Consider the following 24,728-nt stretch of genomic DNA (forward strand, 5'->3'; position numbering starts at 1 on the left):
TCCTAGGCGGCGACGACCTTGACGGCGCACTTCTTGTAGTCGGTCTGCTTGGAGATCGGGTCCGTCGCATCCAGCGTGACCTTGTTGATCAACTGTCCCGCGTCGAACCACGGCACGAAGACCACGCCCTTCGGCATGCGGTTGCGACCGCGCGTTTCCACGCGCGAGCGCATCTCGCCACGCCGGGACGCGACGATGATCTCGTCGCCGCGCTTGAAGCCGCGCGCCTTCGCGTCGTCGGGATTCATGAACACCACGGCCGCCGGGAACGCCTTGTACAGCTCCGGCACGCGCATCGTCATCGAGCCGGAATGCCAGTGCTCCAGCACGCGTCCGGTCACCAGCCACAGGTCGAACTCCTCATCCGGCGATTCGGCCGGCGGTTCATACGGCAATGCCCAGATCACCGCCCTGCCGTCCTTGTTGCCGTAGAACTCGAACCCCTTGCCGGCTTTCACGTATGGATCGGTTCCTTCGCGATAACGCCAGCGCGTCTCCTTGCCCTCGACGACCGGCCAACGCAGTCCGCGTGCCTTGTGGTAGTCGTCGAACGGGGCCAGGTCGTGGCCATGGCCGCGACCGAACGCCGCGTACTCCTCGAACAGGCCCTTCTGCACGTAGAACCCGAACACCGCGGATTCGTCGTTCGCGTACCCGGCTTCGATCTCCGTGGTCGGAAACCGGTCCACGTTGCCGTTCCGGTACAGCACGTCGAACAGCGTCTTGCCCTTGTACTGCGGGTTCGCCGCCAGCAGCTCGGCCGGCCAGCATTCGTCGGTGGTGAAGCGCCTGGAGAATTCCATCAGCTGCCACAGGTCCGAGCGCGCCTCCCCCGGCGCCTTCACCAGCTGGTGCCAGAACTGCGTACGACGCTCGGCATTGCCGTAGGCGCCCTCCTTCTCGACCCACATCGCCGCCGGCAGGATCAGATCGGCCGCCTGTGCGGTCACCGTGGGATACGCGTCGGAAACGACGATGAAGTTGTCGGGATTGCGGTAACCGGGCCAGGTTTCCTCGCGCAGGTTCGCCGCCGCCTGCATGTTGTTGTTGACCATCACCCAGTACGCGTTGAGCTTGCCGTCCTTCAGCGCGCGGTTCTGCTCGACGGCGTGGTAACCGACCTTCGGATTGATGGTGCCGGGCGGCAGCTTCCAGATCTCTTCGGCGTGCTTCCGATGTTCGGGATTGGTCACCACCATGTCGGCCGGCAGGCGATGGCTGAACGTGCCCACCTCGCGCGCCGTGCCGCAGGCCGAGGGCTGGCCGGTCAGCGAGAACGGGCTGTTGCCCGGCGTGGCGATCTTCCCGGTCAGCAGGTGGATGTTGTAGACCATATTGTTGGCCCAGGTACCGCGCGTGTGCTGGTTGAAGCCCATGGTCCAGAACGACATCACCTTGACCTTCGGATCGGCATACAGCGCGGCCAACTGCTCCAGCCAGCCGCGCTCCACGCCGGTCATCTCGACGGCCTTCTCCAGCGTGTACGGCGCCACGAACGCGGCGAAGTCCTCGAAGCTGATCGGTTGGCCGCCGTTGGGGTCCTTGGCGTTCTTCGCCTTGACCTCCAGCGGATGCTCGGGACGAAGGCCGTAGCCGATGTCGTCGTTGCCGCGCTTGAACGTGGTGTGCTTGCCGACGAAGTCCTCGTTCACCTTGCCGCTGCGGATGATGTGGTTGGCGATGTAGTTGAGGATCACCAGGTCGGTCTGCGGCTTGAACACGATCGGGACATCGGCCAGCTCGAAGCTGCGGTGTTCGAACGTCGACATCACCACGACCTTGACGTGCGGATGCGACAGCCGGCGGTCGGTCACCCGCGTCCACAGGATCGGATGCATCTCCGCCATGTTCGAGCCCCACAGCACGAACGCGTCGGCGGCCTCGATGTCGTCGTAGCAGCCCATCGGCTCGTCCATGCCGAAGGTGCGCATGAAGCCGGTCACCGCCGACGCCATGCAATGGCGGGCATTCGGATCGATGTGGTTGCTGCGGAAGCCCGCCTTCATCAGCTTGTTGGCGGCGTAGCCCTCGAAGATCGTCCACTGGCCGGAGCCGAACATGCCGATGGCATCGCCGCCCTTGTCCTTCAGCACGCGCTTGAACTGCGCGGCCATCACGTCGAAGGCCTCGTCCCATTCCACCGTGGTGAAGTCGCCGTCCTTCGCATACACGCCGTCCTTCTTGCGCAGCAGCGGTTTCGCCAGCCGGTCGGCGCCGTACAGGATCTTCGACAGGAAGTAGCCCTTCACGCAGTTGATGCCGCGGTTGACTTCGGCGTGCACGTCGCCGTGGGTGGCGACCACGCGCCCGTCCTTGACCGCGACGTTCACGCCGCAGCCGGTGCCGCAGTAGCGGCACGGCGCCTTGTCCCACTTCAGCGCGGTCAGGTCGCCTTCGGTGACGACGTTGCTGCCGCTGCCGGTCAACGGCAGGCCGGCCGCCGCGGCCGCCGTGGCCAGCGCGCTGTGGCGGATGAAGTCACGACGTGTGCTCATGGGCATCTCCGGTCGCCGACACGATGGACAGGGAAGGAAGCGGCTGGTCGAGCGCGTGCGCCGGTTCGGCGTGGTGGTAGACCAGCAGCACGTTCAGCACACCGGGGACGGCCTGCAGCTGGTCCACGCGTTCCATCACCGCATGGCGGTCGGCGGATTCACAGATCACCACGCTGCGCGTCTCGCCACGCAGCGCGAGATCGAGGTCGTCGTGCGCATCGATCATCGCGGCAAGTGCCCGTGCCGCACTGTCGCGGTGCTGGATGACGAAGCTGGCGATGTGGACGTCGGCATCGGGACGTTGGCGATTCATGCGATGGCCTCCATGGCGGGTGCGTGCTGCAGGGAAAGGGCGTCGACCGGACAGGTACCGATGCAGGCGCCGCAGCCGGTGCAGGCGTCGGCGTCGATCTCGGCGATGCCGCGCGCCGCGGGCGGCACGTGGATCGCGGTGGCGGGACAGGCGCCGCGGCAACTGGCGCAGACCACACCGTGCGCGGAGAGGCAGGTATCCGCGACCCGGGCGGACAGCGTCCAGGGTGGATCGAGGGTCGGCAGGAAGGCGTTGCTGCCGCAGGCCGCCATGCAGTCGCCGCAGAAGGTGCATTCGCCGGCCTGCGCATCGAAGCGCGGCAGGCCATCGTCGCCACGCACCAGAACCTGGGGTGGGCAGGCGGCCACGCAGGCGTCGCACCGCGTGCAGGCCGTCGCGAAATCAGGTTCGGGCTTCGCCCAGGGCGGGCGGAAGGCGACGGCGATCGGAACGATCGCCTCGCGGCCGAACAGCAGGGTACGACGCGAAAGGGAGCGGAGGCCGTCCATCGCTCACGGCCCTGTCGGCGGACCGGCGAACACGAGCTGCCACATCCAGACGAGGAAGCCGTACCCGGCCACGATCAGCACCGCCATCAGCGGAAAGATGACCGCCGTCAGCAACAGGAACGCGGTGCGCTCCTGCTTCTTGCTCGCAACGGCTGTCCCTTCACTCTGCTCCATGATGCCTACCTTGCGGGTGGGTACTGGGTGCAACGATGCTGCCGCCGCAGGCTATCACATTCATGTTGCAGGTCATGCCCGGCCATCGGCGGGCGGGGTTTCAGGCCAGCGCCTGCAATGCTGCCCAGTCTTCCGGTGTGTTGCAGTTGCGCAGCGCGCGTTGCCAGGGCGCAGCAGGCAGATGCTCCGCACGCAGCGACTGCTGCAATGCGCGCAACGAGCACTCGCGTCCCGAGCGACCGCCGATATCGGCCATCACCGCGCGCACCCGATCATCGATCCGCAGCACCATCGGCAGCATGTGGTCTTCCACGCAGGCGCAGGCGGACCTCGTCGCCAGCAATGCGTCGATCAGACCGCGTGAAAGCAGCGGCATGTCCACCGGCACGATCAGCCAGGTGCCGTCCTCCAGGCGCGGCGCAAGCTGGGCCAGCGCGCCCATGGGGCCGGTGCCGGGAAGCACGTCCGGCACGCTATCGATACCGGGCCGGTGACCGCTGATGATCACGCCATCCGCGCCCGCTGCGCGCAACACGTCGTGCATGCGGGTGAGCAGTGTGCCGTCACCCCACGGCAGCATCGCCTTGTCGGTGCCCATGCGTGAGGAGCGGCCGCCCGCCAGCAGCACCGCACGCCAGCCCGGTGTCATGCCGGCATCCATGACGGCGCCCGCAGATGGCCTGGCCCGTGCACCTGCACGAGCGTGCCTGCTTCGACGCGCGCGGTGTCTTCCGGCAACGTGATCCACACCGACGACTGCGAGAACGGCAGCAGGCGGAACGACGCCTGCGCGTCGGCGACGCAGGCCTGCAACCGACCATCACCCCTGCAGCGCAGCGTGCCGTGGAACGCGGCGTGCAGGCCGGCACGCTTGGCGCAGGCGGCGGCCAGCGGCAGGCAGCGCACCGGTTCGGGTGCCATGCCGAGCCATGCACGCAGCAGCGATTCGACCAGGAAGCGGAAACCCACCGCCGTCGACAGCGGGTTGCCCGGCAACCCGACGAACATCGCGCCTTCGCGCAGGCGCGCCGCCAGCACCGGTTTGCCGGGCCGCATGGCCACGCCATGGAACAGCCGTTCGGCGCCACGCGCATCGAGCGCATCGGGCACGAAGTCGTAGCAGCCTTTCGACACCGCCCCCGTGCTGAGCACCAGGTCGATGCCGCAGGACAGTGCCGCGTCGATGGCGGCCTGGAAGCCCGCCACGTCGTCACCGACGTGCGCAATCCGGATCATCTCCGCCCCTGCGGCGGCGACCGCTGCGGCGAGGTACGGCGATGTCGCATCATGGATGCCGCCCGCCGGCAACGGCGCGCCCGCCGCGACGATTTCACGACCGGTCGCCAGCAGGGCCACGCGCGGACGCCGCGCGACCCCGACGCGGTCGATGCCGGTGCCCGCGAGCAGCATCAGCTGCGCCGTGTCGATGAGTGTCCCGGTCTCCAGCAACCGCTGGCCCGGCAGCACGTCCTCGCCGCGTCGCCGGATGTTCGCGCCCGGCAACGCATCGGCCAGCAGGCGCACGCGTGGCGCGTGGTCATGTCCGTGCGGCGACAGCCGGTCGATGCGTTCCACCGGCACGACGGTGTCGGCGCGCGCGGGCAGCGGCGCGCCCGTCATGATGTCCCACGCGGAGGCGTCGTCCTGCGGTGGCGGATCGCCGGCGCCGATGCGCGCGGCGATCTCCCACTCGCTGCCTGCGCGCACGGCCCGGCCCATCGAGGCCAGTGCCACGCCATCCATCGCCGCGTTGTCGAACGGCGGCAGCGCGAGCGTCGCCACGGCATCGCCGGCGAGCACGCGACCGACCGCATCGGCCAGCGCGACCTGCTGCACGGCCAGGCGACCCGCACCGTCCGTCAGTCTCGCCACCGCCTCGTGGTAACCGATCACTGCGCCTCCCTGTCCCCGTGCTCCGCGGCGGCGACCAGCCTAGTGCGGGGCCCGGCGCTTGCCAATCCTGCTCGTCCGTGCCGCTTCACGACGCTGAAGCCTGCGGCGGCCTGCCGCATCCGATTGACCCATGTCAAGGACAGCGCGGCGCGACCTGCCTAGGCTGCTTCCATGGCCAGCCTGTCCTCCCTCTTCGACCCCGACCTGCTGCGGCGCTACGACACGCCGGGGCCGCGCTACACCTCGTATCCCACCGCACCGCAGTTCTCGCCCGGTTTCCAGGAAGCCGACCTGCGCGAGATGGCGGTAGTCAGCAACGGCGACCCGATCCCGCGACCGCTGTCGCTGTACCTGCACATCCCGTTCTGCACCAGCCCGTGCTTCTACTGCGGCTGCAACCGCATCATCACCCGCGACACCGCACGCGGCGCGTCCTACCTCACCCGCCTGTACCGCGAGGTGGCGATGAGCTCGGCGCTGTTCGACCGCGATCGCGACGTGGAGCAGGTGCACTTCGGCGGCGGCACGCCGAACTTCCTGTCGCCGGCGCAGATCGCCGAAGCGATGGACGTGTTGCGCCGGCACTACTCGTTCGCACCGGCGTCGCGACTGGACTGCTCGATCGAACTGGATCCGCGCTTCGTCACCCCGGACGACATCGGCGAACTCGCCGCCGCCGGCTTCAATCGCGCCAGCCTGGGCGTGCAGGATTTCGACCCCGAGGTGCAGCGCGCGGTGAACCGCATCCAGAGCGTCGAGCAGACGCTGGCGATCATCGATGCCTGCCGTACGCACGGCCTGCAGTCGGTCAACGTCGATCTGATCTACGGCCTGCCGAAGCAGACGCTGGCCGGCTTTTCGCGCACGCTCGACATCACCCTGGATGCGCGCCCCGACCGGCTGGCGATCTACAGCTACGCGCACATGCCGTCGCTGTTCCGTCCGCAGCAGCGCATCAATGCCGACGAACTGCCGGCGCCGGAAGACAAGCTGGGCCTGCTGCAGTGCGCGATCGACAAGCTGGGCGAGGCGGGCTACGTCTACATCGGCATGGACCACTTCGCCCTGCCCGGCGACAGCCTGGCCATCGCGCAGCAGCGCGGTGGCCTGCACCGCAACTTCATGGGCTACACGACGCATGCCGAGAGCGATCTGGTCGGCCTGGGCGTCAGCGCGATCAGCCACATCGGCCCCAGCTTCAGCCAGAATCCGCGCGACCTCGGCAGCTGGGAACAGGCGATCGACCAGGGCCACCTGCCTGTCTGGCGCGGCATGCGGCTGGAGGAGGACGACGTGATCCGCGCCGACGTCATCCAGCAGCTGATGTGCCACGGCACGCTGGATTACCGCGATCTCGGCCGCCGTCACGTGATCGATTTCACGAAGTATTTCGCCGAGGCGCTGCAACGCCTGCGCCCGCTGCAGGACGACGGCCTGGTGCAGCTGGCCGCCGACGGCCTGCGGGCGACCTCGCGGGGACGACTGCTGTTGCGTATCATCGCGATGTGCTTCGACCGCTACCTGCCCACCACCGCAGCCTCGACGCCTCGCTTCTCGCGCACGGTCTGATCCACCCGGGAGTGTCCGCATGACCTCGCCGCTGGTCTTTCCGCGCACCGACGCGAGCATCGTCGCCGACGACGGCGATTCGCTGACCTTCTGTTCCACCTGCGCGTTCTCGCAGGCCTGCCTCTCCGAGGGCATGGACAAGCGCGCGCTGATGGACCTGCACGTCCTGGTCGAACACGTCGGCCCGCTGCGCGCGGGCGAACACGTGTTCCGCGAGGGCGATCCGTTCGGCGCCATCGCCGCGGTGCGCGCCGGCACGGTCAAGACCTACCAGATCGACCGCAACGGGCACGAACAGGTACTCGGCTTCCACCTGCCCGGCGAGGTGATCGGCCTCAACGCGATCCACGGCGACCGCTATCCGTGCAACGCCATCGCGCTGGACACGGTGATGCTGTGCCGGTTCTCGTTCCCCAAGATCGCGATGCTGGCCACGCGCCTGCCCAACCTGCAGCAGCACCTGTTCAAGCTGATGAGCCACGACATCGGCGTGGCCTCGCTGTTCGCGCGCGACAACACCGCCGACGAACGCATGGCCGCGTTCCTGATCGGCCTGTCGCGGCGGCTGGCCGCGCGCGGCTTCTCGCCGCGCCGCTTCCAGCTGACCATGGCGCGCACCGACATCGCCAACTACCTGCGCCAGGCGCCGGAGACCGTCAGCCGCGTGCTGCGCCGCTTCGAGAAGGACGGCCTGCTGCACATCAAGCAGCGCGACGTCGAGATCCTCGACCTGCCCCGCCTGGAAGCCCTCGCGCTGACCGTGCTGCGGGATTGAGGTTGCGGGGGATGCCGGTGTGGGAGCGACGTAAGTCGCGATGAAGCTTTACCGGTGGACCATCGCGACTTAAGTCGCTCCCACAACAGCTGCCAAGGTCTTCTGCAGGGGCCACCCCTCCTGATTCCATCCGGCTTGACCTGCGTCATGGAGGCCCCGGGCCGGCGCGCCGATGATGCGGCCGTTCCTCCAGGAGAGCCGCATCATGAATTCGACACGCAAGTTGTGGGTGGGGTTGGCGGCCCTGCTCATTGCGTCGTTCGCCGTCCTGCTCTGGGTCGGCAGCGAAGTACATCGCCAGGCGCCCCCCATGCCGGAGCAGGTCGTCGCCGACGACGGCACGGTGGTCTATACCCGCAAGGACATCGAAACCGGTCGCCAGGTCTGGCAGTCCATCGGTGGCCAGCAGCTGGGCTCCATCTGGGGACACGGCGGCTACGTCGCGCCCGACTGGGGTGCCGACTGGCTGCATCGCGAAGCCGAGGCCGTGCTGGACCTGTGGGCCAAGCGCGAGGGCGGCGTCGACAGCTACAAGCAGCTGGACGAAGCCACCCAGGCCGCCTACGCCAAGCGGGTACAGCAGCTGCTGCGCCCCAACACCTACGATGAAGCGACCCGCACCGTGCACGTCAGCAACGATCGTGCCCTTGCGATCGCGCAGGTGGCGTCGCACTACACCGCACTGTTCAGCGATGAACCCGGCACCGCCGAGCTGCGCGAAGCCTATGCCATGCGCAACAACACGGTGCCCGATGCCGAACACCGCCGCCAGCTGACCGCGTTCTACTGGTGGGCGGCGTGGTCGTCGGTGACCGAGCGTCCGGGCGCGGAGATCAGCTACACGGCCAACTGGCCGGCGGACGAGCTGGTCGGCAACACGCCGCCGCCGAGCGCCTTCCTGTGGACGGTCTTCAGCGTGCTGTTCCTGATCCTGGGCGTCGCCCTGCTCGGCTGGCACTACGCGGTCAACCACGGCGACGAAATGGCGCCGGTGCTGCCGAAGACCGATCCGCTGGCGAAAATCAGGATCACCCCGTCGATGCGCGCCACCGCCAAGTACTTCTGGGTGGTCATCGCGCTGTTCGTCGTGCAGATCCTGCTGGGCGCGATCACCGCGCACTACCAGGTCGAAGGCCAGGAGGCCTACGGCTTCGCCCTGGCCGACATCCTGCCGTACTCGCTGACGCGCACCTGGCATACGCAACTGGCGGTGCTGTGGATCGCGACCGCGTGGCTGGGCATGGGCCTGTACATCGGCCCGGCGATCTCCGGGCATGAGCCGAAGTTCCAGCGACTGGGCGTCAACTTCCTGTGGACGTGCCTGCTGATCATCGTGGTCGGCGCATTCACCGGCCAGTGGTTCGCGGTGATGCAGAAGCTGGGGCTGGAGCACAACTTCTGGTTCGGTCACCAGGGCTGGGAGTACGTCGACCTCGGCCGCTTCTGGCAGTGGTTCCTGTTCATCGGCCTGACCCTGTGGCTGGTGCTGGTAGGCCGTGCGTTGTGGCCGGCGATCCGTCATGGCGGCGAGTCGCGCAGCATCGTCAGCCTGCTGTTCCTGTCGACCGTGGCCATCGGCCTGTTCTACGCCGCCGGCCTGATGTGGGGCGAGCACACGCACCTGTCGATGGTCGAATACTGGCGCTGGTGGGTCGTGCACCTGTGGGTGGAAGGCTTCTTCGAAGTCTTCGCGGTGGCGGTGATCGCCTTCCTGTTCACCCGCCTGGGCCTGCTGCAGACGAAGACCGCGACCGTCGCCGTGCTGTTCGCCACCATCGTGTTCATGGCCGGTGGCGTGCTGGGCACGCTGCACCACCTGTACTTCACCGGCACGCCGACGGCGGTGATCGCCATCGGCGCGAGTTTCTCCGCACTGGAAGTGGTGCCGCTGGCCTACGTGGGCTTCGAGGCGTACCACAGCTGGAAGATGGGCAAGGCCACGCCGTGGATGCAGAGGTACCGGTGGCCGATCATGTTCTTCATCGCGGTGGCGTTCTGGAACCTGGTGGGCGCGGGCCTGTTCGGTTTCCTGATCAACCCGCCGCTGCCGCTGTACTACATGCAGGGCCTGAACCTGACCCCGAACCACGGCCACACGGCGCTGTTCGGCGTGTACGGCATGCTCGGCATCGGCCTGATGCTGTTCTGCCTGCGCGGCCTGAAGCCGGACGTGGTGTGGAACGAGAAGCTGCTGAAGACATCGTTCTGGTCGCTCAACATCGGCCTGGCCGGCATGTCGCTGCTGACGCTGCTGCCGCTGGGCATCCTGCAGCTCAACGCGGCGCTGGAGCACGGCTACTGGTATGCGCGCTCGGCCGAGTTCATGCAGCAGCCGATCGTCGACATGCTGGTATGGATGCGCGTCCCGGCCGACACGCTCTTCAGCGTGGGTGCGCTGGCGCTGGTGTGGTTCGTGGTCAGCCTGTGGCTGGCCCCGCGCCGCGAGCCCTTGCCCGTCGCGCAACCGAACGAAGCCTGACCCTGGAACCGGCCTCTCCGGGTGGGGAGGCCGGGCCACCTGCTGCGGGTTGCAGCAAGAGAGCCGCGACAGCGGCTCTTTTTTTTGTCCGTTGACCGCGGTGCCGTGCGCCGCCATCCTGTGGCGCTGCGAGGAAGCCGACAGCACCATCGACTGGCCTCCACCTTGATCCGAACACGGCCGGCATGCGTCATCCTCACCGTGCCCTCCTTTCCAGTCCTCCATTGACCAACCACCCATGCGGAAAACCGTTGTCCAGATCGTGGAATCCGACCAGTGGTCCCTGGCTGAAGGCCTGCACAACGACAAGCCTCTGTTGATCCGCTATCGCGGCGAATTCGCCAGCAAGCCCGACGTAAGCGCCTACCCGATCCTGATCCGTGTGTCGTGGTCGTTCGCCACGGACGATTCGGGCATGCCGGAGTCATCGGCCAGCGACGCCATGGCCATCTTCGAGGATCGCCTGGTCTCTGCCGTGGAATCGCATCGTGACGCGGTACTGGCCGCCGTCATAACAAACGACGGACAGCGCGAATGGCTCTTCTACGCGTCCAGCACCCGCGAATTCGGCCGCCGCCTTACGGAAATGCCTCAGGAGGAAGAGCGCTACCCCATCAGCCTGACGTCCGAGAACGATTCCGGCTGGTCCGTGCTGCACGAGGACATTCTTGCAGGCGTCGCGGAAACGATGGACTGATGGCGAAATGTCTCCGGACCGATCCCTGGCCGTCGCGCACGCATGATGTCGTGAAGCCTCCGGCCCCGACGGAGATCGGCGGGCAGCTGGCGCGCGCTCTTCCCGTCATCGAGCATCACCTGCGGCCACATTTGCTGGCCGTGCATCTCTATGGCTCCGCGCTGGAAGGCGGCCTGAAGCCACTCAGCGATATTGACCTGCTGGTGACTGTCTCGGCACGGATCGATACGGCCACGCGGCAGGCACTGCTGATCGACCTGCTCGAGGTGTCGGCTCCCCCGGGCCAGAGCGATACGCTTCGCGCGCTCGAGGTCACCGTCGTCGTGCGCGACGACATCGTTCCTTGGCGGTATCCAGCCACACGGGAACTGCAGTTCGGCGAGTGGCAGCGCGGCGACATCCTCACCGGCATCTTCGAGCCTTCGATGCGCGACGCCGACCTGGCGATCCTGTTGACCAAGGCGAGTCAGCACAGCATCGCGCTGGTCGGCCCGTCCTCGGACGCGTACTTCGATCCTGTCCCGGAAAGCGACCTGTTTAAGGCCTTGATCGATACGCTTGCCCAATGGAACACACCGGCGGACTGGGCGGGCGACGAGCGGAACGTGGTGCTTGCCCTGGCCCGCATCTGGTACACCGCGGCGACGGGCAGCATCGCATCGAAGGAACGCGCGGCCGACTGGGCGATCGAGCGCCTGCCCGTGCAGCACAGGCCCCTCCTGTCCGAAGCCCGAGATGCCTACCTCGGAAAAACGGAGGATCGCCTCACGACACAGGCTGATCAGATGGAGGCGTTCGTGCAGTTCGTGAAACAGGAAGCGATCTCCTGCCTGGCGACCCGGCGATGATGCGTCCCCGGCTCAGCCGCATCGGACTGGCGTTCGGTCTGGCGTACCTCGCACTCGTCGGCCTGTGCGTCTGGGCATCCGTGCATGCGGATGCGGCAGGCGACCAGAAAGGTGCGTTCGTCTTCCTGCAGCTTCCCCTTGCGCCACAGCTCGCTGCGCTCGATGGGCTCGGACTGGGCCCCGTGCTGGCCGGCATGTCATGGCCGGCAGGCTACCTGTTCGTCGGTGTCCCGACGCTCGGTCTGCTGTATCTGCTCGGCTGGCTGCTGGGCCGTGCCGCGAAGGCCGTGCGCAGGGCTTAGGATGGGTGCACGTCCGCGCGCGGCGCCCTCCTGGCCCGTCTGGAATCTCCCCCTGCGCTCCCGAGCCACGAAGGCAGACGTCCACGCCATGAAGGTCTACATCACCCCGACGCCACGCGAGCGACGGCTCGCACTCGGCAAGGCCCTCCTTCCGCCGCTCGGCGGCGCCGCGATCTTCCTGACGGCGCGTCTCTACGATCGACATGCGGCCGACCTGTCCTTGTGCGAGCAGCTTCCCTGGATGTGGGTCGTCGTCGTGATGGCCACGACGATGGTGGCGAGTCTTGCCTATCTGTGTGGCCGGAGTGCCTTCAGGATATGGCGGTCCGGACAGTACCCTGCGCCCGGCACATCGGTGCTCTTCCGCACGCGCGTGCATACGGGATGGTGGGCGCGCACGAACGCCATCGCCTACGCGATTGTTTCGCTCGTACTTGCCGCCTTCCTGGCAGCATTCCTCAACATGCTTGTTTTCCCCGACGCAGCGCTGTTCGACCTCGGCCAACATAGCTGCCAACCCTGACTGCCCGGACAGCCTCCACTTCGCAGGATCGGACTGCGCTGGAGGGGTTCGCTGGCCCACCCCAGCCTATGACCTGAGCAGTCCACGCGAGCGAAGCACGCGAACGAACAGCGAAGATGCCGCGATCCGGGCCGTCGCGCGACACAAGGATCAAGGCAAGCCCGGGTGGTATGCAATCATGCGGTCGACCAAGTGCACGAACCCTCCCGAAAGGAACGACATGAAGAGTCTCTTGGCTTTACTTTTGCCAATGGCTTCATTCATCCAAGACGCGGCGGCAGCGTCTCCACAGGACGTTGTCAAAGAGTTCTACACACGGGAGATCCACGGACCCTACTCTTCCGATGGGCGCATGCTTGGCAATGTCCGGCACTTGCTTTCGGATGAACTCGACGCGTTGCTCACCGCAACCGATCGTTATCAGGCCGCATGCACCAGGCTGGTTCCGCCCGGCGTGAAACCTTGGATCATCGATGGGGACCCTTGGTACTACTACTCGTCGGATGGCGCCAGATCGATCGATGGAACCACACTTGTCTCGCATGGAAAGACCACTGCTCATGTCACCGCGCAGTTGACCTATGACTCCAGCATGCGATGGGCGGATACGGTCACGCTAGTAAAGGCAGGCGATACATGGCGCATCGCGAACATCCGCTTCGAGCAGGGAGGGAGCCTTATAAAGTCACTGCACACCTACATCAAGCACCGATGCGCCAATGGATGAGTGCGCGTGAATCGCATGTTCCGCCATGCGATTCGCATATCGGGCAGTTCCATCGCTTGATTGCAGGGTAGCGCCGCACTGATCAGTGCGAACACCCGCCGCAGCACTGCCCGGCCTTGTGGCCGCGCGGTTCGGCGTCACCAGCTTCGGCGTGCTCCCCCAGGTCCTTCAACAGGGCGATCACGCGCTCGGTGGGCAGCGTGGTCATCACCATCAGGCGGCCGGTGCCGGCTTCGAAGGTGACTTCGGCTTCCGGATCCCAGGCGCGCAGCGCCTCGGTCATGGCCTGCTGGCGTTGCTCGGACGGGGCGTGGGCGTGATCGTTCATGGGTGTTCCGGGCTCTTCATGAAGTGGGCGCAGTCGCGCGGGTGACCGGACTGTAGGCGCTCCCTGCCGGGCCAGCCTTGACCCGGATCAAGGCCACCGCAGGCAACGAATCGCCGCCCGCCTGATCCACGTCAAGGCGACGACGCGCGCCCACGCGCAAGCTGGCCGCATGAAGATCGACATCGTCGCCCCACCCCGCTCACGCACCGCGCCACCGCTGCCCGGCCCCTCGCCCGCCTGGCTGGCGCACGCCCCGCACCGGCTGATGTTCTTCATCGGCGCCGGCAACGTGCTGCTGGCGATGCTGTGGTGGACGCTGTGGCTGGCCGCCACGCGCTGGGGCCTGTGGACGATGCCCGAGACGCCGATCTACGCCGGCTGGCTGCATGCGTTCCTGATGCAGTACCTGGTGCTGCCGAGCTTCTTCTTCGGCTTCCTGCTGACCGTGTTCCCGCGCTGGATGGGCATGCCCGACCTGAAGCGCTGGCACTACGTGCCGGTGGGGCTCGGCCTGATGGGCGGGCAGCTGGCGATCCTGCTGGGCGTCGCCGGCTGGCAGGCAGGGCTCACCGTTGGCCTGTGGATGGCGCTGGCCGGCTGGACCGCCGCGCTGTTCACGCTGGGCCACCTGCTGGCCGACGACACCGCGAAGACCTGGCATGCGCGCTCGTGCTTCGCCGGTCTGCTGCTGGGTTGGCTGGGCCTGGCGATGTTCATCGCCTTCGCGCTGGGCGCATCGCCGACGTGGGCGTTCGCCAGCATAAAGCTGGGCGGCTTCGGCCTGCTGCTGCCGGTGTACGTGACGGTGGCGCACCGCATGTTCCCGTTCTTCGCCGGCAACGTGGTGCCGGGCTACGTGCCGTGGCGCTCGCTGCCATGGCTGGGCGCGGTGTGGGCGCTGCTCATGGTGCACCTGGGCCTGGAACTGGTTCATGCCTACGCGTGGCTGTGGCTGGCCGACGTGCCCCTGCTGGTGCTGACCGCATGGGCGGTGCATCGCTGGTGGCCGCGCGGGCGCATGCCGGGCTTGCTGGCGGTGCTGTTCATCGGCACGGCGTGGCTGCCGATCACCTTCCTGCTATACGTCGTGCAGAGCGCGACGTTCCTGGCGACGGGCGATTTCATCCTCGGACGTGCGCCGATGCATGCGATGTTCATCGGCTTCTTCGGCAGCCTGCTGGTGGCGATGGTCACGCGGGTGACGCAGGGCCACTCGGGACGACCGCTGGTGATGCCGAAGGTGGCGTGGTTTGCGTTCGTTGCGATCCAGGTGGTCGCGGTGATGCGCATCGTGGCCGATCTCGCGCCGGATGCGATGGCCTGGCAGGCCGCCGCCGCCATCGGCTGGCTGCTGGCGCTGGCGCCGTGGGTGGGCCGTATCGGCGGCATCTACCTGAGTCCGCGCGCGGACGGGCGGCCGGGATGAGCGCCATGATGACCTTCTATCCCGACATCAAACTGGTCCATGTAGCGGCGGCGATGACCAGCGGCACGCTGTTCACGCTGCGCGCGCTCGGCCTGCTCACCGGCATGCGCTGGCCACGCGCGGCGCTGGTGCGCTACACCAGCTACACCGTCGACACCGTGCTGCTGACCGGCGCGATGATGCTGCTGACGATCCTGCCGGCAGGGCTGTTCGCCAACGGCTGGCTGGTGGCGAAGATCGTGTTCGTGGTCGCCTACGTCGGCCTCGGTATCGCAGCGTTCCGTCCCTCGTGGAGCATCGGTGCACGCGCGGGCCTGGTGACGGCTGCCCTGCTGTGTTTCCTGCAGGTGTACGGCATCGCGCGGGCGCACGACCCCCGCGGCTGGCTGCTGTGGCTGGCCGGCTGACCGACATGGACGGCGCATTCGATACCGCGTTGCTGCCCGAGGCGTTCGGCGCATGTGCGTACTGCGTGCGCGAGTCGCTGGATGCGGCCGGCGTGTCGCTCGACTGCCGGCCAATGGCGGACGAGGCGGAGGTGGACGCATGGCACACGCGCTGACCCTGCTGCGCCTCGACCTGCGCGACCTGCCTGCGCCGGAACCGATGGAGCGCATCCTCGACAGCCTCTGTACCCTGCGGCGCGGCGAACGGCTGGTGGCGCTGACACCTCGTCCGCCGGTGCCGTTGCTGCCCATCCTCGATGAGGGCGGCTTCGCCTACCACGTGTACGCCGCGGCCACCGGGACCGCCTGCATCGCGATCTGCCACGCCGAGGACCGGGACGCCCTGCATCCGCCGCGCGCGGCATGAGCGGCCTCGCCTTCGCGCAGGCGCCGTCACCGGCGCTGCCGATACGCTTCCTGTGCACGGCATTGGCCTGGGGCATCGTGGCGGGCCTGTGGCTGGCGTGGCATGGCGACGCCGTCGTGCTGTCGCGCTGGACCCCGGCCACGCTGGTGCTGGTGCACATGCTCGCGTTGGGCCTGCTCGGCAACGCGATGCTGGGCAGCCTGGTGCAGTTCCTGCCGGTCGCCGCGGGAAGTCCATGGCCGTGCGCGCGATGCGTGCCGTGGCTGCATGGTGCGTTCAACAGCGGGCTGGTGGCATTGCTGGCCACGCTGGCGTGGCAGGTACGCGCGCTGGCATGGCCTGCGGGCGGACTGCTCGGCGGGTCGTTGGTGGTGTTCGCCGTGCTCGCGCTGATCGCCGTGGCGCGCGGCAACGGCGAGCGCGTGGCCCGCGACGGCATCGGCCTGGCGCTGGCCGCGCTGGCGGCCACGACGATCCTGGGTCTGGTGCTGCTCGCCGCGCGCACCGGATGGCGTACGCCCGCGCCACCCGGCCTGGTCGACCTGCATGCCGCGATCGGTGGCATCGGTTGGATGCTGGGGTTGCTCGCCGCCGTCGGCAGCGTGACGTTGCCGATGCTGCACGGGACGCGCGCGCCATCGCCTGCCGGTGTACGTGCGTGGCAGGCGGCGTTGCTGGCGACGCTGGGGCTGATGGTCGCGTGGCAGGTGGGCGCGGTGCCGTATGCCGTCGTGCGCGTGAGCGCGTGGCCGTTGGCGATGTTCGCCCTGGCCGTGTTCCTGCTGCAGGCGCGTGCCCCGCATCGCCGCAATCCGGTGCTGCGCCGCTTCTGGCAGGCGGGCTGCACCTGCCTGCTCGCGGCGAGCGTGGTCATCGCATTACCCGATCCAGCGCCGATGCGGGTCGGCGCCCTGTTCCTCGGTGCCGGCGTACCGCTGCTGGTGCTCGGCATGGCGCTGGAAATCACCGCCTTCCTCACCTGGATCGCGCTGCGCCAGTGCGTGCCACGCGGCATCCGCGTGCCGGGGGTGGGCAGCCTGTTCGACGACGCGCACAAGCGGCGCGCTTTCCTCCTGCATGCGATCGCCAGCGCACTCGTGGTGGGCGCGACGCTCGTGCCCGCATTCTCGCGGCTCGCGGGCGTTGCCCTGGCCCTGGCGTATGCGGTGAGCCTGCACGCGCAATGGCGGTGCTGGCGGCAGGCGTGGACATGGCAGGCCGACGGCTCCGGCTGATCGGCCGGAGCCGCAGACCGGCGCGTCAGTAACGCAGGTTGAGCTTCACCCACGCGGTGCGGCCGGGTTCGCCGATGCGCACCGGATCGGCCGGATAACCGAAGGCGCTGTTGCCGCCCAGGTTGAGGTGCTCGCTGTAGGCGCGGTCGAACAGATTGTCGATGCCGGCCGTGAGCTGCACCGCATCGCTGAACCGGTAGCCGCCGTTGAGCGAGAACACCGCGAAGCCCGCGCTCGGCCCGAGGTCGCGTCCGACGATGTTGCCCTGGCGCGTGCTGACGCGATCCTGCGACGCCACCACGCGCCACAGGGCGCCCCACGTCCACGCGCCCTGCTCGCGGCTCGCGGACAGGCGCGCCTCCAGCGGCGGCATCTGCGGCAGCGCGGTGCCCGTGTCGCGTACTTCTCCCCAGGCGTAGGACAGTGCGCCGGACAGCTTCCAGCCGTCGGCGGGCCGCCAGTCGACACCGGCCTCGCCGCCGCGAATGCTGGCATCCACGTTGTGCGCGCGCGTCGTGCTGCCCATCATGCCGGCGGCGTAGTCGAACAGGATGAAGTCCTGCACGCGTCCTGCGTACAGCGACGCCCAGGCATCGACCTTCGCACCCTTGTACTGCACACCGATGTCGAACTGCGTGGTGCGCTCGGGCTGCACGCCGGCGAAGGCATTCGGCGCGCCGGCCGGGCCGCGCGTCGGCGAGAACAGCTCCCAGTAGTCCGGCATGCGCTGCGTGTTGCCGAGGCCGGCGTACGCGCCCCAGCGGCCGCCCATGTCGTACTCGTAGCGCACGAACGCGCTGGGCAGCGTTTCCTCGCGCGTCATGCCGGCGGTGGGATTCGGCATCGGCATCATCCCGCCAGTGCGCAGTCGCAGGTCCTCCACCTTCGCCCGGTCGAAGCGCAGGCCGCTCATCAGGTGATGGGTGTCGGTGATGTGCCAGTGCGACTCGGCGAACACGGCCCAGGTCTGGAACTTCGCATCGACCGTCCACGGCACCGCGCGGTAGGCGCCGCGTCCGGATGCGCTGCGCTGGCTGTGCCGGCTCGCACGCAGGTCCGCGCCGGCCGTCACTTCCCAGCGATCCGCTTGCCACGTGGCCGCCACCCGGCCACCTCGCGTGCGGTGCGCCACGTTGCTGGCCATCGGCATGGGCATGCTGCCGGTCGGATCCGGATCGCGCAGCGTGTAGTTGTCCATCACGTGGTCCACGTCGTTCTGGTAGACGTTGGCGACCACGGCGTCGAGCACGCCGCCGATGTGCTTCTTCTCGAAGCGCAGGCCCAGGCTGTCGCGCCGGAACTGCGCGCCGTCCATGCCGCGGCCGGCATAGCGCGCCTGCGCGTCGCCGGTGCCGGCGCTGAGTTCCAGCACCGTGTCCTCGTCCGGCGTCCAGCCGAGTGAGGCGTCGGCATTCCACTTCTTCCAGGCCGACGGCACCACGTCGCCGTTGCCGTCCTCGTAGTCGTCCGCCTCGGAGCGGTTGGCCGACACGCGCGCATACCCGCGCGGGGTACCGGCGCTGATGTCGAGCACCTGGTCGTTGCGGTGGCCGCTACCCACCAGCGCACTGCCGGAGGCCTGTACGCCCGGTTCGGCGAAGTACGGGATCTCGCGCTCGAAGCGCACCGTGCCCGCGGAGGCGCCGCCGCCCCACAGCACCGTCTGCGGTCCCTTGATGACGACCAGCCGGTCGTAGGTTTCCGGCGCGATGTAGGACAGCGCATTGTCCATCCGCGACGGGCAGGCGCCACTCATCGCGCCATCGTTGGTCATCAGGTTGATGCGCGAGCCGAACATGCCGCGCAGCACCGGATCACCGTTGGTGCCGCCGCTGCGCAGCGTGGCGAAACCGGGGATGGTCTTCAGGTAGTCCGCGCCGTCGCTGGCCGGCACCGGCTGGCGCGGCAGCTTGGGGTCGGTGATGAAGGTGGTCGCCATCGCGGGCGCGACGCCGACCACGACGATGCCGTCCAGCGTGGTCGTCGTCATCGCGTCTGCATGCATGGCGGCGTGCGCGTCCTCCGCGTGCGCCAGCGGCATGTTCGCGAGTGCGCCCAGCAGGGCGACGGCCAACAGATGACGGTTCATGACGCATCTCCTCGTGTGATGCGGCCATTCTCGCGACGCACCCTGGAGTGCAGATGCGACGTGTTGTCGCAGGCAGGACGGCGCTTGACTTTGGTCAAGCCCGCGCGCGAATCCCGGCGCATGACCCCGTCGGATTGATCGAGATCAACGTCGTGCTTCCGTCGCGTTTCCACCATGGCCACACACCCACCGAGAGCCATCGAAGGAAACGCCATGAAACGCCTCTACCCGTCCCTGCTCGCCTGCGCCCTCGCCGCGCTGTTCGCCGGCCCTGCCTTCGCCGAGGGCGGCAAGATCACACCTGCCGGCGAGACGATCCACGCCGTGCTGACGGCGCCGCCGATGGTGCCGCCACCGATCACGCGCAAGACGCCCGCCCACGTCGTCGTCGACCTGGAGATGATCGAGAAGGACATGCGCATGGCCGATGGCGTGACCTACAACTTCTGGACGTTCGGTGGCACCGTGCCGGGCAGCTTCATCCGCGTGCGGAAGGGCGACACGGTGGAGTTCAAGCTGAAGAACCGCCATGACTCGCACATGTCGCACAACATCGACCTGCATGCCGTCACCGGCCAGGGCGGCGGCGCGGAAGCCACGTTCACCCTGCCGGGCAAGGAAACGCAGTTCTCGTTCAAGGCGCTGAATCCCGGCCTGTACATCTACCACTGCGCGATGGCCCCGGTCGGCATGCATATCGCCAACGGCATGTACGGCCTGATCCTGGTGGAACCGGAAGAAGGCCTGCCGCCGGTCGACAAGGAGTTCTACGTGGTGCAGGGCGACTTCTACACCGAAGGCGCGTACGGCGAGCCGGGCCTGCAGCCCTTCAGCCTGGAAAAGGCCATCGACGAGCATCCGACCTACGTGGTGTTCAACGGCTCGGTCGATGCGCTGCAGGGCGAGAACGCATTGACGGCCAAGGCGGGCGAGACGATCCGCATGTTCGTCGGCAATGGCGGCCCGAACCTGGTCTCCAGCTTCCACGTGATCGGCGAGATCTTCGACAAGGTCTATACCGAGGGCGGCAGCAAGTACCAGGAGAACGTGCAGACCACGCTGATCCCGGCCGGCGGTTCGGCCATGGTCGAGTTCAAGGCGGACGTGCCCGGCAATTTCGTGCTGGTCGACCACAGCATCTTCCGCACGTTCCACAAGGGCTCGCTGGGCATCCTCAAGGTCGAGGGCGCGAAGAACCCGGACATCTACACGGGCCAGCAGCACGACATCGAGTATCCGGAAGCCAAGCCGGCCGCCGGGAAGTGAGGAACGGATGACACGGACGCTGCCCCCGATCGCCCTGCTCCTTCTGCTCGCGCTGGCATCCGCCTTCGCGGCCGCCGGCGATGCCGGCGGCGGGTACCGGCCGGTCGAGGGCGGCGACTTCCGTTCTTCCGTGCGTTTCGAAGAGTCCACCCGCGTGGTGCGGGTGGACTCGTTCTGGCTGATGGAGAAACCCGTCAGCAACCGCGATTTTTCCGCCTTCCTCGCCCGCCAGCCGCAATGGCGCCGCGACCGCCTTCCCGCGGTGTTCGCCAGCCCGGGCTACCTGGGCCATTGGGCCAGTGCCGACACGCCCGGCGACACCGTCGACCCCGACGCCCCGGTGGTGCATGTGAACTGGTACGCCGCCGACGCCTATTGCCGCGCCCAACAGGCACGCCTGCCGCGCTTCGTAGAATGGGAGTACGCCGCCGCGGCGGACGCGACGCGACGCGATGCGCGCGGCGATGCGGCGTGGCGGATGCGCCAGGTCAACGACGGCACGCCGCATGCGCTCGATGCCGCGCCCGGCGCACCGGCGAACGCCTACGGCATCCGCGGCCTGCATGGCGCGCACTGGGAATGGAGCGAGGACGTGGCCTCGCTGCTCGGCGACGGCGACCGCCGCGGCCAGCAGGACGGCGAGGCGTTGCGCTACTGCGGCGCCACCGCCATGAGCTTCAACGATCCCGGCGACTACGGCGTGGTCAAGCGCTTTGTCCTGCTGTCGGCGCTGCAACCCGCGGCCACGCTGGGCAACCTCGGTTTCCGCTGTGCCAGGAGCACACCATGAAGATGCCTTCCCTGTTCCTATCCGCCCTGCTGGCCGTGGCCGCGCCGCTGCACGCGCAATCGCTGCCGGGCGATTCGGTCTACCACCTGCCGGCGGCGACGCAGGACGCCGACGGCCACCCTGTCGCCTGGTCGACGCTGCGCGGCCAGGCGCGCGTGGCGTCGATGTTCTACACGCACTGCCACCTGATGTGCCCGCTGATCCTGGAGAACGCCAAGAGCGTGCAGAAGCAGCTGACGCCGGACGAACGCCGGCGCCTAGGCGTGGTCATGGTCAGCCTGGACCCGGCCCGCGACACCCCCGCCGCGATGCGCGAGGTCGCGCAGCGCCACCGCGTGCCGGAGGGCTGGCGATTCCTGACCCCCGCCGAGAACGACGTGCGCGCGATCGCCAGCGTGCTGGACGTGCGCTACCGCTTCCGCGACGACGGCAGCATCAACCACACCAGCGTGCTGGTGCTGCTGGACGCCGAGGGCCGCATCCGTGCCCGCAGCGAGGTGAACGGTGCGGCCGCCGATCCGGCCTTCCTGATCCAGATCAAGGCGCTGCTCGCCGGGCCGTGATGACATGGCACCCACACCCCTCCCTCATCCGACGATTTCCCCAAGGAGTTCCACCATGAAGCTCTCCCGCACCTTCGCCACCATCGCCCTGCTCAGCGCCGCCGGCATGGCGCAGGCGGCCGGCAACTGCACCGTCAGCCTCAAGGGCGACGACGCCATGAAGTTCGACCTGAAGGAGGCCACCGTCTCCGCCAGCTGCCCGACCATCACCATCGAACTGACCCACAGCGGCAAGCTGCCGGTCGCCGCGATGGGCCACAACGTCGTCGTCTCCAAGACCGCCGACCTGGCCGGCGTCGCCCGCGACGGCATGAAGGCTGGTGCGGCCGGTGCCTACGTGCAGGCCGGCGACGCGCGCGTGGTCGCGCACACCTCGCTGGTCGGCGGCGGCCAGAAGACCAAGGTCACCTTCCCCGGCAAGAAGCTCACCGCCGGCGGCGACTACAGCTTCTTCTGCAGCTTCCCCGGCCACTCCACCCTGATGAAGGGCAAGCTGGTCGTCACCAAGTAAGCACCCACGCTGCGCCGCCTCCGGGCGGCGCAGCGCTTTCCGGAGCCCGGTCATGGAATACGTCATCCGCCTGGACGATGTGACGGCCGACCTGGCCGACATCGAGCAGCACCTGCTCGACCTCGATCCGGCCGTCGTCCTCGATCGCGACGCCGCGACAGGCGTCCTGCGCTGTTCGACCAGCGCGCTGGCGGCGGAACTGCTGCACGCCTTCGCCGACGCCGGCTATCGCGTGGCGCCCGACGCGATCGAACGCCTGCCGTCGGTGTGCTGCGGCGGCTGCAGCGGCTGACGCACGTCGGCGTCGCGGCTGCGGGATCTCAGATCGCCCATACGCTGTGCGGATCGCCACCGTGGGCGCGCCGGCGCACCGCGGCCGCCATGCGCCAGAACGCCACCGCCATCAGCAGTGCGGTCCCATCGATGAAGAAGCGGTGCCAGTGGCCGTGCGCGAACGCCGCGACCAGGTGCTCGCCCGAGGCCACCGCGCCGGCCACCGGAATGGCGGCGGTAAGCGCGACGCAGGCCCACAGCAGTTCGTTGGCCGCATGCGCGGGCCGCCGCAGCAGCGCCCACGCCAGGCTGGCGAAGAACACCGCGTAGTACACCGACGGGGCCGCCCACGAGGGCTGCAGCGCCGCCGCCACGAACACCGCCGACACACCGGCCACGCAGCCCAGGCAGACGCCGAGCGTCAGCCCCGCCATCACCCGCGTGCGGCGCGGCTGCGCCACCTCGCGGCGCTTGCGGCGCGCTTCGATCCACAGCAGGTTGCCGCTGTAGAACAGGAAGGCGCCCGCCATCCCCAGCACGAAGTACAACCACTTCACCGCCATGTCGCCGAAGTTGCCGTAGTGCAGGTGCTGCAGGCCACGCAGGAACGCCATGCCCGGCGGATAGTCCTTCGGCGGCAGCGCCTTGATCAACTCGCCGCTGGCGGCGTTCAGCGCCACGCCGCCCATCGAGTTCAGCTGGCGCTGCGGGAGTTCACCGTAAAGGGTGACCTGCGCGTTGGTGTCGCCGGCTTCGTGGTAGTTGAGGCTTTCCACGGCGAGTCCCGGCAATGCCAGCTCCGCGCGGCGTACCAGCTCGGCGACCGGCAGCATCGGTTTCGCGACACCGGCAGGCTCCACATGCGGTGCCACGTCGAAGTCGCTCTCCAGGATGCCGAGCAGCTTGTTCTCGTAGACCAGGAACTGGAACGGCGCCAGCATGATGAAGCCGATCGTCAGCACCGCACCGCTCCACGCGAAGATCACGTGGAACGGCAACGACAGCATGCCGATGACGTTGTGCGCGTCCTGCCACATGCGCTTGATGTTGCGCCCCAGCCGCAGCGCGAACAGGTCTTTCAGGAAGCCAGGAGCGTAGATCACCACGCCACTGACCAGCGCCAGGCCGTAGAGGATGCAGAACACGCCGAACAGGTACATGCCGGCCGTGCGCGGCAGCCCCGCGGTGAAGTGCAGGTCGTAGATGAACTCGACGAAGCCGGCGCGCGCCGGCGCCTGCTGCAGGCCCTCGCCTTCCAGGGTGAACTTGTGCTGCTCGGCGGTCTTCTCGTCGTACCAGTACAGCTGCGGCCGCGGACCGTGTTCGCCGGGTAGCGTGAGGAAGAAGGCGTGATCGGCTTCCGGGTGCTTCGCCAGCACGCGTTCCACCAGCGCCTGCGCCTGCGCGAAGCCGACATCCCGCGCCGGCGCCGTTTCGGCAGGACGTTCCCAGCCCTGCAACTCGTGCACGAACACGATGATGGAGCCGGCATAGAACGCGATGAACAGGCCCATGCCCGCCACCAGCCCGACCCAGGTGTGCACCGACAGATAGGTACGCAGCGTGGCGGCCTTCATGCCGGCAGCTCCGTGGCCCAACCCAGCATCTTCGACAGGTGGATCAGGCCGAAGCACAACAGCGTGGCGCCGCCCATCCACAGCCAGGCGCGCAGGCCGGACTTGAACAGGAACGCGCCCGACATCACCGCCACCCAGATCGGGAACGACATCAGCAGCCAGGGCAACGTCACCCGCGTGAGCTCGCCCGGCCAGTGCAGCGCCACCAGGCCGACGATGCCCACCGTCAACGGCAGGCCCAGCAGCGCCGCCGCCAGCGACTTACCCCACATGGCGCTTCTCCTGCCGCGCATGCCACCACGCATCGGCATACGGCAGCGCCACCAGGGCGGTCATCGCGGCAGTGAGCGCGGCGAACACGCCGGCCCACACACCAAGCTGCACCACCGCCAGTACGACCGCCAGCAGCGTGCACAGCCAGGCGACCACGCGCAGCGGGCGCTTCTTCGCGATCGCGCCCGGTGCGAAACGCTGGTGTGCGCAGGCCAGGTAGAACGCCAGCGAGGCGGCCAGTGCGGGCAGCAGGTAGAGGACGCTCTTCATGGAACTCCGT

At 68.2% G+C, this 24,728-nt stretch carries 29 protein-coding genes; 18 read left to right on the top strand and 11 right to left on the bottom strand.

Features of this window, described 5'->3' with window-relative positions:
* Positions 1-2: 2 nt before the first annotated feature.
* From napA to ACSQ1W_RS16470, 6 genes are all read right to left on the bottom strand, one after another.
* Positions 3-2,495, bottom strand: a complete 2,493-nt coding sequence (napA, locus tag ACSQ1W_RS16445) for a periplasmic nitrate reductase subunit alpha (RefSeq protein WP_436044743.1) — start codon at positions 2,493-2,495, stop codon at positions 3-5.
* Positions 2,479-2,808, bottom strand: a complete 330-nt coding sequence (locus tag ACSQ1W_RS16450) for a chaperone NapD (protein ID WP_436044745.1) — start codon at positions 2,806-2,808, stop codon at positions 2,479-2,481. The genes napA and ACSQ1W_RS16450 overlap by 17 nt, the downstream gene beginning before the upstream one ends.
* Positions 2,805-3,317, bottom strand: a complete 513-nt coding sequence (gene napF, locus ACSQ1W_RS16455) for a ferredoxin-type protein NapF (protein ID WP_436044747.1) — start codon at positions 3,315-3,317, stop codon at positions 2,805-2,807. Before napF ends, ACSQ1W_RS16450 begins: the two co-directional genes overlap by 4 nt.
* Positions 3,318-3,320: 3 nt before the next feature.
* Positions 3,321-3,491, bottom strand: a complete 171-nt coding sequence (napE, locus tag ACSQ1W_RS16460) for a periplasmic nitrate reductase, NapE protein (protein WP_436044749.1) — start codon at positions 3,489-3,491, stop codon at positions 3,321-3,323.
* Positions 3,492-3,591: 100 nt separating this feature from the next.
* The gene (mobA, locus tag ACSQ1W_RS16465) at positions 3,592-4,140 is read right to left on the bottom strand and encodes a molybdenum cofactor guanylyltransferase (protein ID WP_436044751.1); all 549 of its coding nucleotides are present in this window, start codon (positions 4,138-4,140) and stop codon (positions 3,592-3,594) included.
* Positions 4,137-5,384 (bottom strand): molybdopterin molybdotransferase MoeA, encoded by a 1,248-nt coding sequence (locus ACSQ1W_RS16470; protein ID WP_436044753.1) that lies wholly within the window; start codon positions 5,382-5,384, stop codon positions 4,137-4,139. The genes mobA and ACSQ1W_RS16470 overlap by 4 nt, the downstream gene beginning before the upstream one ends.
* A 171-nt stretch (positions 5,385-5,555) precedes the next feature.
* Here ACSQ1W_RS16470 and hemN point away from each other — a divergent pair, with 171 nt between their 5' ends.
* From hemN to ACSQ1W_RS16510, 8 genes are all read left to right on the top strand, one after another.
* Positions 5,556-6,953: an oxygen-independent coproporphyrinogen III oxidase gene (gene hemN / locus ACSQ1W_RS16475; RefSeq protein ID WP_436044755.1), complete on the top strand. Its 1,398-nt coding sequence runs from the start codon at positions 5,556-5,558 to the stop codon at positions 6,951-6,953.
* A 19-nt stretch (positions 6,954-6,972) separates the two neighbouring features.
* Positions 6,973-7,728, top strand: a complete 756-nt coding sequence (locus tag ACSQ1W_RS16480) for a helix-turn-helix domain-containing protein (protein WP_192273653.1) — start codon at positions 6,973-6,975, stop codon at positions 7,726-7,728.
* Positions 7,729-7,933: 205 nt separating this feature from the next.
* Complete coding sequence (locus ACSQ1W_RS16485) at positions 7,934-10,207, top strand: nitric-oxide reductase large subunit (RefSeq protein WP_436044757.1); 2,274 nt, start codon at positions 7,934-7,936, stop codon at positions 10,205-10,207.
* A gap of 238 nt (positions 10,208-10,445) precedes the next feature.
* Positions 10,446-10,904: a DUF695 domain-containing protein gene (locus ACSQ1W_RS16490; RefSeq protein WP_436044759.1), complete on the top strand. Its 459-nt coding sequence runs from the start codon at positions 10,446-10,448 to the stop codon at positions 10,902-10,904.
* A 50-nt stretch (positions 10,905-10,954) separates the two neighbouring features.
* Positions 10,955-11,752: an AadA family aminoglycoside 3''-O-nucleotidyltransferase gene (locus ACSQ1W_RS16495; RefSeq protein WP_436044761.1), complete on the top strand. Its 798-nt coding sequence runs from the start codon at positions 10,955-10,957 to the stop codon at positions 11,750-11,752.
* Positions 11,749-12,054, top strand: a complete 306-nt coding sequence (locus tag ACSQ1W_RS16500; RefSeq protein WP_436044763.1) for a hypothetical protein — start codon at positions 11,749-11,751, stop codon at positions 12,052-12,054. Before ACSQ1W_RS16495 ends, ACSQ1W_RS16500 begins: the two co-directional genes overlap by 4 nt.
* 88 nt (positions 12,055-12,142) lie before the next feature.
* A complete protein-coding gene (locus ACSQ1W_RS16505) occupies positions 12,143-12,577 on the top strand; it encodes a hypothetical protein (protein WP_436044765.1) in 435 nt (144 codons plus the stop codon).
* Between the two features lie 220 nt (positions 12,578-12,797).
* A complete protein-coding gene (locus ACSQ1W_RS16510) occupies positions 12,798-13,304 on the top strand; it encodes a hypothetical protein (protein WP_436044767.1) in 507 nt (168 codons plus the stop codon).
* Between the two features lie 82 nt (positions 13,305-13,386).
* Here the strand turns inward: ACSQ1W_RS16510 and ACSQ1W_RS16515 are convergent, their stop codons facing one another.
* Positions 13,387-13,632 carry a hypothetical protein gene (locus ACSQ1W_RS16515; RefSeq protein ID WP_436044769.1) on the bottom strand — a complete coding sequence of 82 codons (246 nt, stop codon included), beginning with the start codon at positions 13,630-13,632 and terminating at the stop codon, positions 13,387-13,389.
* A gap of 169 nt (positions 13,633-13,801) precedes the next feature.
* On the opposite strand from ACSQ1W_RS16515, the gene ACSQ1W_RS16520 reads away from it, so the two are divergent.
* Genes ACSQ1W_RS16520 through ACSQ1W_RS16540 form a run of 5 tightly spaced genes read left to right on the top strand, consistent with a single transcriptional unit; the run spans position 13,802 to position 17,106 of the window.
* Positions 13,802-15,058 carry an NnrS family protein gene (locus ACSQ1W_RS16520; protein WP_436044771.1) on the top strand — a complete coding sequence of 419 codons (1,257 nt, stop codon included), beginning with the start codon at positions 13,802-13,804 and terminating at the stop codon, positions 15,056-15,058.
* Positions 15,059-15,066: 8 nt separating this feature from the next.
* A complete protein-coding gene (locus ACSQ1W_RS16525) occupies positions 15,067-15,465 on the top strand; it encodes a SirB2 family protein (protein ID WP_436044773.1) in 399 nt (132 codons plus the stop codon).
* A gap of 5 nt (positions 15,466-15,470) precedes the next feature.
* Positions 15,471-15,620 carry a hypothetical protein gene (locus tag ACSQ1W_RS16530; protein WP_436044775.1) on the top strand — a complete coding sequence of 50 codons (150 nt, stop codon included), beginning with the start codon at positions 15,471-15,473 and terminating at the stop codon, positions 15,618-15,620.
* A complete protein-coding gene (locus ACSQ1W_RS16535; protein WP_192273662.1) occupies positions 15,605-15,871 on the top strand; it encodes a DUF2249 domain-containing protein in 267 nt (88 codons plus the stop codon). The genes ACSQ1W_RS16530 and ACSQ1W_RS16535 overlap by 16 nt, the downstream gene beginning before the upstream one ends.
* Positions 15,868-17,106: a hypothetical protein gene (locus ACSQ1W_RS16540; protein WP_436044777.1), complete on the top strand. Its 1,239-nt coding sequence runs from the start codon at positions 15,868-15,870 to the stop codon at positions 17,104-17,106. The genes ACSQ1W_RS16535 and ACSQ1W_RS16540 overlap by 4 nt, the downstream gene beginning before the upstream one ends.
* A 25-nt stretch (positions 17,107-17,131) precedes the next feature.
* Here the strand turns inward: ACSQ1W_RS16540 and ACSQ1W_RS16545 are convergent, their stop codons facing one another.
* Positions 17,132-19,195 carry a TonB-dependent copper receptor gene (locus tag ACSQ1W_RS16545; RefSeq protein WP_436044779.1) on the bottom strand — a complete coding sequence of 688 codons (2,064 nt, stop codon included), beginning with the start codon at positions 19,193-19,195 and terminating at the stop codon, positions 17,132-17,134.
* A 213-nt stretch (positions 19,196-19,408) separates the two neighbouring features.
* Between ACSQ1W_RS16545 and nirK the strand changes: the two genes are divergently transcribed.
* From nirK to ACSQ1W_RS16570, 5 genes are read left to right on the top strand one after another with little or no spacing between them, the layout of a single operon-like run.
* On the top strand, positions 19,409-20,461 hold the full coding sequence (gene nirK, locus ACSQ1W_RS16550) for a copper-containing nitrite reductase (RefSeq protein ID WP_436044780.1): 1,053 nt from the start codon (positions 19,409-19,411) through the stop codon (positions 20,459-20,461).
* A gap of 7 nt (positions 20,462-20,468) precedes the next feature.
* Entirely contained in the window at positions 20,469-21,251 is a 783-nt protein-coding gene (locus ACSQ1W_RS16555; protein WP_436044781.1) for a formylglycine-generating enzyme family protein, read from the top strand.
* Entirely contained in the window at positions 21,248-21,814 is a 567-nt protein-coding gene (locus ACSQ1W_RS16560) for an SCO family protein (protein WP_436044783.1), read from the top strand. Before ACSQ1W_RS16555 ends, ACSQ1W_RS16560 begins: the two co-directional genes overlap by 4 nt.
* A 55-nt stretch (positions 21,815-21,869) precedes the next feature.
* A complete protein-coding gene (gene azu / locus ACSQ1W_RS16565) occupies positions 21,870-22,325 on the top strand; it encodes an azurin (RefSeq protein WP_436044784.1) in 456 nt (151 codons plus the stop codon).
* Between the two features lie 52 nt (positions 22,326-22,377).
* Positions 22,378-22,617: a hypothetical protein gene (locus ACSQ1W_RS16570; RefSeq protein ID WP_436044786.1), complete on the top strand. Its 240-nt coding sequence runs from the start codon at positions 22,378-22,380 to the stop codon at positions 22,615-22,617.
* A 28-nt stretch (positions 22,618-22,645) separates the two neighbouring features.
* On the opposite strand, the gene ACSQ1W_RS16575 is transcribed toward ACSQ1W_RS16570, so the two are convergent.
* From ACSQ1W_RS16575 to ACSQ1W_RS16585, 3 genes are read right to left on the bottom strand one after another with little or no spacing between them, the layout of a single operon-like run.
* Positions 22,646-24,175: a PepSY-associated TM helix domain-containing protein gene (locus ACSQ1W_RS16575; protein WP_436044788.1), complete on the bottom strand. Its 1,530-nt coding sequence runs from the start codon at positions 24,173-24,175 to the stop codon at positions 22,646-22,648.
* On the bottom strand, positions 24,172-24,447 hold the full coding sequence (locus ACSQ1W_RS16580; protein WP_394696247.1) for a hypothetical protein: 276 nt from the start codon (positions 24,445-24,447) through the stop codon (positions 24,172-24,174). The genes ACSQ1W_RS16575 and ACSQ1W_RS16580 overlap by 4 nt, the downstream gene beginning before the upstream one ends.
* Positions 24,437-24,718 carry a hypothetical protein gene (locus tag ACSQ1W_RS16585; RefSeq protein ID WP_436044790.1) on the bottom strand — a complete coding sequence of 94 codons (282 nt, stop codon included), beginning with the start codon at positions 24,716-24,718 and terminating at the stop codon, positions 24,437-24,439. The genes ACSQ1W_RS16580 and ACSQ1W_RS16585 overlap by 11 nt, the downstream gene beginning before the upstream one ends.
* Positions 24,719-24,728 lie beyond the last annotated feature (10 nt).

It is taken from the genome of Pseudoxanthomonas sp. LjRoot143, from assembly GCF_964252945.1.
Taxonomy (GTDB): Bacteria; Pseudomonadota; Gammaproteobacteria; order Xanthomonadales; family Xanthomonadaceae; genus Pseudoxanthomonas_A.

Coding starts and splice junctions, on each gene's coding strand:
- ACSQ1W_RS16480 (WP_192273653.1), top strand. CDS start 6,973: ATGACCTCGCCGCTGGTCTTTCCGCGCACCGACGCGAGCATCGTCGCC.
- napF (WP_436044747.1), bottom strand. CDS start 3,317: ATGGACGGCCTCCGCTCCCTTTCGCGTCGTACCCTGCTGTTCGGCCGC.
- ACSQ1W_RS16545 (WP_436044779.1), bottom strand. CDS start 19,195: ATGAACCGTCATCTGTTGGCCGTCGCCCTGCTGGGCGCACTCGCGAAC.
- ACSQ1W_RS16535 (WP_192273662.1), top strand. CDS start 15,605: ATGGCACACGCGCTGACCCTGCTGCGCCTCGACCTGCGCGACCTGCCT.
- azu (WP_436044784.1), top strand. CDS start 21,870: ATGAAGCTCTCCCGCACCTTCGCCACCATCGCCCTGCTCAGCGCCGCC.
- hemN (WP_436044755.1), top strand. CDS start 5,556: ATGGCCAGCCTGTCCTCCCTCTTCGACCCCGACCTGCTGCGGCGCTAC.
- ACSQ1W_RS16505 (WP_436044765.1), top strand. CDS start 12,143: ATGAAGGTCTACATCACCCCGACGCCACGCGAGCGACGGCTCGCACTC.
- ACSQ1W_RS16490 (WP_436044759.1), top strand. CDS start 10,446: ATGCGGAAAACCGTTGTCCAGATCGTGGAATCCGACCAGTGGTCCCTG.
- ACSQ1W_RS16575 (WP_436044788.1), bottom strand. CDS start 24,175: ATGAAGGCCGCCACGCTGCGTACCTATCTGTCGGTGCACACCTGGGTC.
- napA (WP_436044743.1), bottom strand. CDS start 2,495: ATGAGCACACGTCGTGACTTCATCCGCCACAGCGCGCTGGCCACGGCG.
- mobA (WP_436044751.1), bottom strand. CDS start 4,140: ATGACACCGGGCTGGCGTGCGGTGCTGCTGGCGGGCGGCCGCTCCTCA.
- ACSQ1W_RS16485 (WP_436044757.1), top strand. CDS start 7,934: ATGAATTCGACACGCAAGTTGTGGGTGGGGTTGGCGGCCCTGCTCATT.
- ACSQ1W_RS16500 (WP_436044763.1), top strand. CDS start 11,749: ATGATGCGTCCCCGGCTCAGCCGCATCGGACTGGCGTTCGGTCTGGCG.
- ACSQ1W_RS16510 (WP_436044767.1), top strand. CDS start 12,798: ATGAAGAGTCTCTTGGCTTTACTTTTGCCAATGGCTTCATTCATCCAA.
- ACSQ1W_RS16530 (WP_436044775.1), top strand. CDS start 15,471: ATGGACGGCGCATTCGATACCGCGTTGCTGCCCGAGGCGTTCGGCGCA.
- nirK (WP_436044780.1), top strand. CDS start 19,409: ATGAAACGCCTCTACCCGTCCCTGCTCGCCTGCGCCCTCGCCGCGCTG.
- ACSQ1W_RS16580 (WP_394696247.1), bottom strand. CDS start 24,447: ATGTGGGGTAAGTCGCTGGCGGCGGCGCTGCTGGGCCTGCCGTTGACG.
- ACSQ1W_RS16555 (WP_436044781.1), top strand. CDS start 20,469: ATGACACGGACGCTGCCCCCGATCGCCCTGCTCCTTCTGCTCGCGCTG.
- ACSQ1W_RS16515 (WP_436044769.1), bottom strand. CDS start 13,632: ATGAACGATCACGCCCACGCCCCGTCCGAGCAACGCCAGCAGGCCATG.
- ACSQ1W_RS16525 (WP_436044773.1), top strand. CDS start 15,067: ATGACCTTCTATCCCGACATCAAACTGGTCCATGTAGCGGCGGCGATG.
- ACSQ1W_RS16540 (WP_436044777.1), top strand. CDS start 15,868: ATGAGCGGCCTCGCCTTCGCGCAGGCGCCGTCACCGGCGCTGCCGATA.
- ACSQ1W_RS16585 (WP_436044790.1), bottom strand. CDS start 24,718: ATGAAGAGCGTCCTCTACCTGCTGCCCGCACTGGCCGCCTCGCTGGCG.
- ACSQ1W_RS16520 (WP_436044771.1), top strand. CDS start 13,802: ATGAAGATCGACATCGTCGCCCCACCCCGCTCACGCACCGCGCCACCG.
- ACSQ1W_RS16560 (WP_436044783.1), top strand. CDS start 21,248: ATGAAGATGCCTTCCCTGTTCCTATCCGCCCTGCTGGCCGTGGCCGCG.
- ACSQ1W_RS16570 (WP_436044786.1), top strand. CDS start 22,378: ATGGAATACGTCATCCGCCTGGACGATGTGACGGCCGACCTGGCCGAC.
- ACSQ1W_RS16450 (WP_436044745.1), bottom strand. CDS start 2,808: ATGAATCGCCAACGTCCCGATGCCGACGTCCACATCGCCAGCTTCGTC.
- napE (WP_436044749.1), bottom strand. CDS start 3,491: ATGGAGCAGAGTGAAGGGACAGCCGTTGCGAGCAAGAAGCAGGAGCGC.